At 71.0% G+C, this 9,011-nt stretch carries 5 protein-coding genes; 2 read left to right on the top strand and 3 right to left on the bottom strand.

All coding sequences use genetic code 11. The annotated features are described in order from the left end of the window. Window positions 1-16: 16 nt before the first annotated feature. Both G4D87_RS27800 and G4D87_RS27795 read left to right on the top strand, forming a co-directional pair. Complete coding sequence (locus tag G4D87_RS27800) at window positions 17-4,717, top strand: DNA topoisomerase 3 (RefSeq protein WP_240358663.1); 4,701 nt, start codon at window positions 17-19, stop codon at window positions 4,715-4,717. 249 nt (window positions 4,718-4,966) lie between these two features. After that, window positions 4,967-6,379, top strand: coding sequence for an MBL fold metallo-hydrolase (locus G4D87_RS27795; protein ID WP_240358662.1), 1,413 nt, complete (start codon window positions 4,967-4,969; stop codon window positions 6,377-6,379). A 33-nt stretch (window positions 6,380-6,412) separates the two neighbouring features. Here G4D87_RS27795 and sitI6 read toward each other — a convergent pair whose 3' ends face one another. The 3 genes from sitI6 to G4D87_RS27780 form a co-directional block, all read right to left on the bottom strand. Beyond that, window positions 6,413-7,123: a SitI6 family double-CXXCG motif immunity protein gene (gene sitI6 / locus G4D87_RS27790; protein WP_163785659.1), complete on the bottom strand. Its 711-nt coding sequence runs from the start codon at window positions 7,121-7,123 to the stop codon at window positions 6,413-6,415. 13 nt (window positions 7,124-7,136) lie between these two features. Further along, window positions 7,137-7,808, bottom strand: coding sequence for a SitA6 family polymorphic toxin lipoprotein (gene sitA6 / locus G4D87_RS27785; protein ID WP_163785657.1), 672 nt, complete (start codon window positions 7,806-7,808; stop codon window positions 7,137-7,139). 72 nt (window positions 7,809-7,880) lie between these two features. After that, window positions 7,881-9,011, bottom strand: a 1,131-nt coding sequence (locus G4D87_RS27780) for a phospholipase D-like domain-containing protein (RefSeq protein ID WP_163785655.1), incomplete at its 5' end; no start/stop codon positions are given.

Below are 9,011 nucleotides of genomic sequence, written 5' to 3'. Positions count from 1 at the left end.
GGAGGGGACAGGGCACATGAGGTGGGAAGAGATGGGCGAGACGCCCCGGGAGGACAGGCGCGGAGGCAGGGACGGCGGTGGTGTGAAGGCGTCCCCCGGTCGCTCCTCCCTGGTGGCCGTGCTGGCGGAGAAGCCCTCCGTGGCGCGCGACATCGCGCGGGTGCTGGGGGCGAACGAGCGCGGTGAGGGCTGGCTGCGCGGCAACGGCTACGTGGTGACGTGGGCCATTGGGCACCTGGTGGGGCTGGCGCAGCCCCATGAGATTCGCGCGGACTGGAAGAAGTGGAGCCGCGCGCTGCTGCCCATGCTCCCGGCGGACTGGCCGCTGGTCGTCTCCAAGGAGACGCGCAGCCAGTTCGAGGTGGTGAAGCAGGTGCTCAACGCGCCGGAGGTGTCCTCGGTGGTGTGCGCCACGGACGCGGGGCGCGAGGGCGAGCTCATCTTCCGGTACATCTACGACGCGGCGAAGTGCCGCAAGCCGGTCCAGCGGCTGTGGGTGTCGTCGCTGACGGAGCGGGCCATCCAGGACGGCTTCCGTCGGCTCGCGGACGGCCGTGAATACGAAGCGCTGGCTGCCGCGGCCATGGGGCGCAGCCGGGCGGACTGGCTGGTGGGGATGAACCTGTCGCGCCTGTACACGCTGGCGCACGGGGGGCATGGAGAGATGCTGAGCGTGGGCCGGGTGCAGACGCCCACGCTGGCCATGGTGGTGGAGCGGGAGCTGGCCATCCGCGACTTCGTGCCGCGTGACTACCTGGAGGTCGTGGCCACCTTCGCGCCCAGGGCGAAGGGCGTTGCGCCGGACGCGCTGTACCAGGGCACGTGGTTCCGCTCGGGGCCGGATGGCAAGCCCGTGGCGCCCCCCGGCTTCGAGGGCGTGCGCGAGGCGCGGCGGCTGGAGGCGAACGGGGTGGAGGCGCAGGCCGTCATCGACCGCGTGCGCTCCGGCCGGGCCGTCATCGAATCGCTGGAGTCGGAGGAGAAGAAGATGGCGCCTCCGCTCCTCTACGATTTGACGGAGCTGCAGCGGCACGCCAACCGGCTCCATGGCTTCAGCGCGCAGCGCACGCTGGAGGTGGCGCAGGCGCTCTACGAGAAGCACAAGCTGTTGAGCTATCCGCGCACCGCCAGCCGGCACCTGTCGCGCACCGTGGCGGACACGCTGCCGGAGGTGGTGAACGCCATCCGCGCGCCCTATGAGGAGGACCTGGCCGTCGGCACGGGGGCTCGGGCGCTGGGCAAGCGCTACGTGGATGACGCGAAGGTGACGGACCACCACGCCATCATCCCCACGCCCACGTCGCCGGGCGGGGTGCGGCTGTCTCCGGATGAGCAGCGCGTCTATGACCTGGTGTGCCGGCGTCTGCTCCAGGCGTGGCACGAGGACCACGTCTGGCGGGTCACCACGGTCATCACCGCGGTGACGCCGCCAGGGGCGCCGCCGGTGGTGGACCGCTTCCAGAGCACGGGCACCCAGGTGGAGCGGGTGGGCTGGAAGGTGCTGGACATTGGCGGCGGGCAGAAGGCGCCGCGGCTGAAGTCGGAGGGGCGCAAGGGCGAGGACGGGGAGCGGGAGCCGGACGACGAGCCCCAGACGCTGCCGTCGGGCCTGGCGCGCGCGCAGCCGCAGTCCGTGGAGGACGTGGAGGCGGTGAAGAAGCGCACGCGTCCGCCCCCGCGCTTCACGGATGCGACGCTGCTGACGGCCATGGAGTCGGCGGGGCGGGCGCTGGATGAGAAGGAGCTCGCGGACGCGATGCGCGAGACGGGCCTGGGGACCCCCGCCACCCGCGCGGCCATCATCGAGGTGCTGCTGGACCGCGAGTACCTGCGCCGCCGGGGCAAGGTGATGGAGGCCACGGAGAAGGGCATCCATCTCATCCAGGTGGTGCACCCGGATGTGAAGACGCCGGCCATGACGGGCCAGTGGGAAGCGTGGCTCCAGCGCATCGAGCGCGGTGAGGGCCAGCTCGATGCGTTCATTCGCGGCATCGAGGCGTATGTCATCGAGGTGGTGGGCCATGGCGCCACCGCGCCGCAACGGCCTCTGCGCGACGAGGTCGTGGGGGCGCCACCTGGCGCGGGCTGGGGGCAGGGCGGCGCGGCGCAGGTGGCGAGCGAGGGAGGTTCGTCTGGCGTGGGAGCACGTGGCCCGGGCGGACGTGCTGGGTTCGGGGAGCCCTCCGCCGAGCGCCATGCGGATGCTGTGTCGGGAGGTGGCCGGCAGGGGGCGTTCGCGGAGGCTCCGGAGCCGCTCTTCGGGACGCGGCGGAGCAGGACCTCGGGCTCCGTGGGTCGCTCGGAGCCTCATGACGAGCCACCGTCCTCCGCCATGTCACCGGGCGGCGGACCGGCCTCACGCCTTCCGCGAGCGGACGGCGCGGGCTCGAACGCCGGGGCCTGGGGGGACGCTGGCGCCGCCCGTGCTCCAGTGAACCGTGCGAGGACCACGGTGTCTGCCGCGTCCACCGGGCAGCGGCCGGAGCGCATGCGGCGCGCGCCAACGGCGCCCGAGGCGCTGCGTCCGCTGCTGAAGGAGGCGTTCGGCTTCTCGGACTTCCGGCCGTACCAGGAGGCGGTGTGCCGCGCGGCCACCGCGGGAGAGGACCTGCTGCTCGTGATGCCCACGGGCGCGGGCAAGTCCCTCTGCTACCAGTTGCCCGGCCTGGCGCGCGCGGGCACCACGCTGGTGGTGAGTCCGCTCATCGCGCTGATGGAGGACCAGGTGGCGCGGCTCCAGTCGCTCGGCTTCGCGGCGGACCGCATCCACTCCGGGAGAGACAGGGCCATGTCGCGGCAGGTGTGCGCGGACTACCTGGAGGACCGGCTCGACTTCCTGTTCATCGCACCCGAGCGGCTCGGCGTCCCGGGCTTCGTGGAGTTCCTGGCGCGCCGCACGCCCGCGCTCATCGCGGTGGACGAGGCCCACTGCATCTCCCAGTGGGGACACGACTTCCGCCCGGACTACCGGCTCCTAGGCGCCCGCCTGCCCCTGCTGCGCCCCGCGCCCGTCGTGGCCCTCACCGCCACCGCCACGCCGGACGTGCAGCGGGACATCGTCCAGCAGCTCGGCCTGCACGGCCCCGGGGGCAAGGCGCGCACCTTCATTCACGGCTTCCGCCGCACCAACATCGCCATCGAGGTGCGTGAGCTGAATCCCAGCGCGCGCGGCGACGCCATCCAGGCCCTTCTCCAGGACGAGGAGAACCGGCCCGCGATTGTCTACGCGGCCACGCGCAAGCACGCCGAGCAGTTCGCTGACCTGCTCGCGGGCGAGTTCACCGCCGCCGCGTACCACGCGGGCCTCCAGCCCTCGGAGAGGGACAGGGTGCAGGCCGAGTTCCTCCGGGGCTCGCTGGAGGTCATCGTGGCCACCACGGCGTTTGGCATGGGCATCGACAAGCCAGACGTGCGCACCGTCATCCACGCGGCGCTCCCCGCCAGCCTGGAGGGCTACTACCAGGAGCTGGGCCGCGCGGGCCGTGATGGAAAGCCGTCGCGCGCGGTGCTGCTGCACTCGTACATCGACCGCCGCACGCACGAGTTCTTCCACCGGCGGGACTACCCGGAGGCGTACGTGCTGGAGCGGTTGTTCCAGTCCACGGCGCCGCAGCTCGAACCCAAGGCCGTGCTCCAGGGCCGCGTGCGAGGCGACCCCGAGGTCTTCGACAAGGCGCTGGAGCAGCTCTGGATTCACGGCGGCGTCGTCATGACGCCCGACGAGACGGTGATGCGCGGGCGGCCGAACTGGTCCGCGGCGTACTCCGCGCAGCGTGAGCGCAAGCTGCTGCACCTGGAGCAGATGGGGCGCTACGCGGAGGCCCATGGCTGCCGCATGAAGCAGCTCGTGGGGCACTTCGGTGACACCCAGGATTCGGGCGAGCCGTGTGGCCTGTGCGACGTCTGCGCGCCGGAGGCCTGCGCCACGCTGCGCTTCGCCGAGCCGACGTCCGCGGAGCGGCACGGGCTGGAGCGCATCCTGGAGTCGCTCCAGGAGCGGGACGGACAGGCCACCGGACGGCTCCACCGTGAGCTGTTCGGAGAGGCCCTGCCACGGCGTGACTTCGAGCGACTGGTGGGCGGACTGGTGCGCGCCGGGCTGACGCGCCTGACGGTGGACTCGTTCGACAAGGACGGGCAGGTCATCTCGTTCCAGCGTCTGGCGCTGACGGACGCGGGCCGGCGCGCGCGCGCGGTGGACCCCCAGCAGGTGCTCCTGCCCATGCCGTTGGAGAAGGCCGCGAAGCGCAAGCGGCGCCAGGGCGCGGAGACGGGCACCGCGAAGCGGTCCTCGGGCAAGAAGCGCACGGTCCGCGCCCATGGCGGGGCCGCGACGCGGCGCACGGCCGCTGAAGCCCGTGAGGAGGATTCGCCGGCGCACTGGCGCGCGAACGCTCCCCCGGTGCGCACCGCCAGGGCGCCGCGTGCGTCTCGGAGCGCGGAGGCTCCGAGCGCCTCCTCCACGTCGGGCCGGAGCCGCCGCGCCGCGGCCGAGCCTTCTCCGAAGATGGTGGAGGCCTTGAAGGCCTGGCGGCTCGCGGAGGCTCGCAAGCGGCGCGTGCCCGCCTTCCGCATCCTCACCGACCGGGTGCTGGAGGCCATTGCGTCGGCCTGTCCGGAGAATGGCTCGGAGCTGATGGCCATCCACGGGGTGGGGCCCTCCCTCACGGAGCGCTACGGCGCGCAGATTCTTTCCCTGGTGGCGCGCAGGAGCTGAGCCCGGAAGCCCGCGCATGAGGCGGCGTCCTTCCCACGAAGGGAAGGGCGCTTCCCCCCTCGCGCCACGCGGATGCCAGGGCAAGTCCGCGGGGCGGGGCGCAAGGGGCCGCGTCCACACGCCCGCAGGAACGGGGAGCGTGCGTCCAGGCAACGAATCTTCTTCACCGCGCTGGCGGGCAGTGCAGGCGGCGTCCGCCCATCGCCACGTTGGTCCGACCAAACCGGCGGACTTGCGAGCGGACGCAGGATGAAGAGGGGGTACGCGATGGACCTGGGCTTCGAGACGATTGGAAACGCCACGCTCATCTGCCACGACCACGGTCCGGTGCTGGTGACCGACCCGTGGACGGACGGCAGCGCGTACTTCGGTAGCTGGACGCTGTCGCATGAGATTCCGGCGGCGCAGCGCGCGGCCATCCAGGCCTGTCCCTACGTGTGGCTGTCCCATGGCCACCCGGACCACCTGAGCATGGAGTCGCTGGACGTGCTGCGCGCGCGCACGCTGCTGGTGCCCAACCACTTCGGCAACCGCATGCGCGATGACCTGCGCGAGCAGGGCTTCAATGTGCACGTGCTGGTGGACCGGGTGTGGACGCAGCTGTCACCGCGCATCCGCGTCATGTGCCTGCCGGACGTGAATCAGGACGCCGTCCTGCTGGTGGACATGGACGGGCGGCTGCTGGTCAACCTCAACGACGCGGGGGACCGCGGGGCCGGCCGCTTCGTGCGCAAGGTGGTCAGCGGGTATCAGGAGTCGTACCTCCTGGCGCTGTCCGGGTATGGCGACGCGGACATGATGAACTTCTTCACCGAGGACGGGCATCGCATCGCGCCCCACGCCGCGGCGAAGACGCCCGTGGGGCGGACCATTGCCCGGCAGGCGGAGTTCTACGGGGCGCGCTACTTCATCCCCTTCAGCTCCATGCACAAGTACCAGCGGGCCGACAGCCGCTGGGCCTCCGAGTACACCACCCGGCTGGAGGACTACGGCCGGGGCTTCGAGTCGCGCACCTGCTCGCTGCTGCCCGCGTTCATCCGCCACGACTTCATCCGCGGTCAGACGGAGCGCATCCAGCCTCCGGAGCGCGTCCTGCGTCCGATGGACCCCAAGGCCTTCGGGGACGACTGGAGCGAGCCGCTGGACGCGGGCGAGGTGAAGACGCTCACCACCTATTTCCTTGGCGTGGAGCACCTGGGGCGCACGCTCGACTTCCTGCGCTTCCGCGTGGGCGGCAGGGAGCACGTCGTCGCGTTCCAGAAGCGCCGCTTCCACCGGGGCATCACCTTCGAGGTGCCGCGTGGCTCGCTGATGACGGCCGTGCGCTATCAGGTCTTCGACGACCTGCTCATCGGCAACTTCATGAAGACGACGCTGCACGGCGACTTCGGCGCGGGGCGGCTCTACCCGGACTTCAGTCCCTACGTGGCCAAGTACGCGGACAACGGGCAGGCGCGCACGCGCAACGAGCTGCGGACCTACTTCGCGGACTACCGCAGGCGCGACCCGCTGGGCTTCCTGCGCGCCCAGGTGGAGACGCATTGCGTGCGGCCCCTGCAGACGCAGTCCGCGGAGCTGCTGCGCACCTTGCTGCCCCAGGACTCACGGGGCTTCCGCGCCGCCAAGGAGACCTTCTGGCGCGTCCGCCGCGCCCTGCTCTAGTTGAGGGTGCGCGAGCTGCGGGGCGCGGCTCAGCTAGCGCGTCTGCAGCTCGCGGAACGTGATGCCGTCCAGTTCCAGGCGGCGCACGGCATTCATGAACCGCTCGGTACCCACAATCACCGTTGAGTAGTCACTCACCCGGAACAGGTCCAGGGCCGGGGGCAGGGATGCCGCATCCAGAATGGGTTCATCTGGCAGCCGGAAATACACCCAGCCACAGGTTGCGCACGGTGGCGGAACCTCCGGCGGAAGACAGTCCCGGTGCAGTCGGCCGTGCGGCTCAATTTGGAGCTCCAGCAGCGCTGGCGGGTCCTTCTGTCGGAACCGCAGCTCTGTTCTGCAGCCCAACAAGCCGCTCACCCCCTCCGCCTGGAGGCGCTCCAGCGCATCCTGGCGAACCACCCAAAGCACGTCGCCCAGGGACGTGAACGGGCCGAACTTCCCGGAGGCGGGGCCCACCAGGGGACCGAAGTGTGTGCCGGGCGGCAACTCGGCATGGGGCGGTGCCAGGGGGCGCACCAGTTCCCGTAGGCGCTCGAACTCGGGGAACGGCTCGGGTCGGGCCTTTTCGAACTCGCGGCGCTCCGGCAACTGCGACAGGTCCACAGCGGGATACTGGTGCCCCGCGCTTGACCAGGTGGCACCGCACGTGTGGCACCGCACGCCGGGCAAGCGCCATTTGTGGGTGGCGTCGAAGCCAGCCGTTGGCGCCTTGGTCTCGTGCAACCAGAAGAACCGGCTCATCAGTCGGAAGACCTCACGCTCCGGGGCGGGAATAGTAGGGCTGGATTGGGCCGCCGACGAGGTCGAAGCGGTGAATCAACTCCCCCGCGAACCTGTAGATTTCCGATGGCGGGGCGTTCTGGTTCTTCGCCTTGAACTCGCGCCAGGCCTCATTCCATGCGCCACCACGCCCGTTGCCGTCGTGAATTCGTCTGTGAACGTGAAGCGGAATGGGCATGGTGTAGTCGTGGATTTTGACACCCCGAGCCTCGAACCACTCCGCCAAATCTCGCGACTGGGGGAAGATATGGTGCTTTTCCCACCGTCCAGTCGTGAGCCGACGTGAAGGTGGGATGACCTTCGCAGGGGCGCCGTTCCAGTTGGGGAACGTCATGGTGGCGCCAGGGGGAAGCTTCTGCGCTCCGCCCCAATTCCTCCGAGGGCCGCTGCCAGGCGCCGCGGCAGCCGCAGGTGGGCGCGAGGGAGGGAAGCGCGCCAGCTTGACACCTCCGGGCACGTCCTCGCAGCGGTAGAAGCCACAGGCGTCATCCAGGCACAGGAGGGCGACGCACCGGTCTTCCCGGGAGGCGTCGCACTCTACCTCCGCCGCATCCCATGCCTCTTGCACGGGGGGCTTGATGACGGTGGCGCAGCCCAGCCAGGACACAGCGAACAGCGCAATCCAGAATGGATGAAGGCAACGCATCAGCCGCAAAGCCTACCATTCACGGCGAATCAAAGGCTTGCTCGCGCATCGGCGCGTCCGCCGCGCCCTGCTCTAAAGGTACGGCGACAGCAGCCGCGCCAGCCCATCCCGCAGGCGGATGGGCAGGGCGCGCGCGTCCACCTGCGCCAACGTGAGGGGCCGCGCGTCGCGCAGCCGCGCGGCCACCACGCCCTCCAACTGCGTGGCCAGGGCGGCGTCGTAGCACTCCACGTCGAACTCGAAGTTGAGCCGCAGCGAGCGCGGGTCCCAGTTGGCCGAGCCGATGAGCGACCACACGCCGTCCACCACCATCAGCTTCGTGTGGTCGAAGGGCGGGGCGGTGAGGAAGATGCGGCAGCCCGGCCGCAGCACCTGCCACAGCTGCGCCCAGGTGGCCCACTGGACCACCGGGAGGTTGCCCTTCTGGGGGAGGAGGATGTCCACCTGGACGCCGCGCAGCGCCGCCACGCTCAGCGCGGTGATGAGGACCGTGTCCGGGAGGAAGTAGGGCGTGATGATGCGCACCGATGTCCGCGCCGTGGCCAGGGCCCCCAGCAGCACCGTGCGCAGCGTCTCCAGGTCCTCGTCCGGGCCGTCCGCGATGCCCCGCGCGAGCACGGTGCCCGCTTCGGTGAGCGGCGGGAACCAGGCCTCGCCCGTCAGCCGCTCGCGCGTGGTGAAGGCCCAGTCCTCCGCGAAGGTCTCCTGGAGCTGGCCCACCAGGGGGCCTTCGACGCGGAAGTGCAGGTCCACCGCGGCGTGCTCGCCGGGCCAGAAGGCCTTGCGGATGTTCATGCCGCCCGTGAAGCCCACGCGCCCGTCCACCACCAGCAGCTTGCGGTGGTTGCGCAGGTTGGCGAAGGGCAGCCGGTAGGGCATCAGCGACGGCAGGAAGCGCGCGGCGCGGACGCCCGCGCGCCGCAGCCGGCCCAGGATGGGCGGCCACGTGTAGCGCGAGCCCACCGCGTCCACCAACACCCGCACCTCCACGCCCCGCTTCACCGCCGCGCCCAGCGCCTCCACGAAGCGCCGGCCCGCCACGTCATTGTCGAAGATGTAGCTGCACAGCGACAGCGTCGTACGCGCCGCGTCAATCGCCTCCAGCATGGCGGGGTAGGCGTCCCGGCGGGACTCCAGCACGGTGACGCGGTTGCCCGGCAGCAGCGGCCGGCCCACCACCGCGTCCCCCAGCCGCACCAGGGG

Source organism: Myxococcus vastator (assembly GCF_010894475.1).
Classification (GTDB): Bacteria; Myxococcota; Myxococcia; order Myxococcales; family Myxococcaceae; genus Myxococcus; species Myxococcus vastator.
Note: the sequence above shows the minus strand (reverse complement) of the source record. Positions and strands in the feature narration are given on the sequence as shown.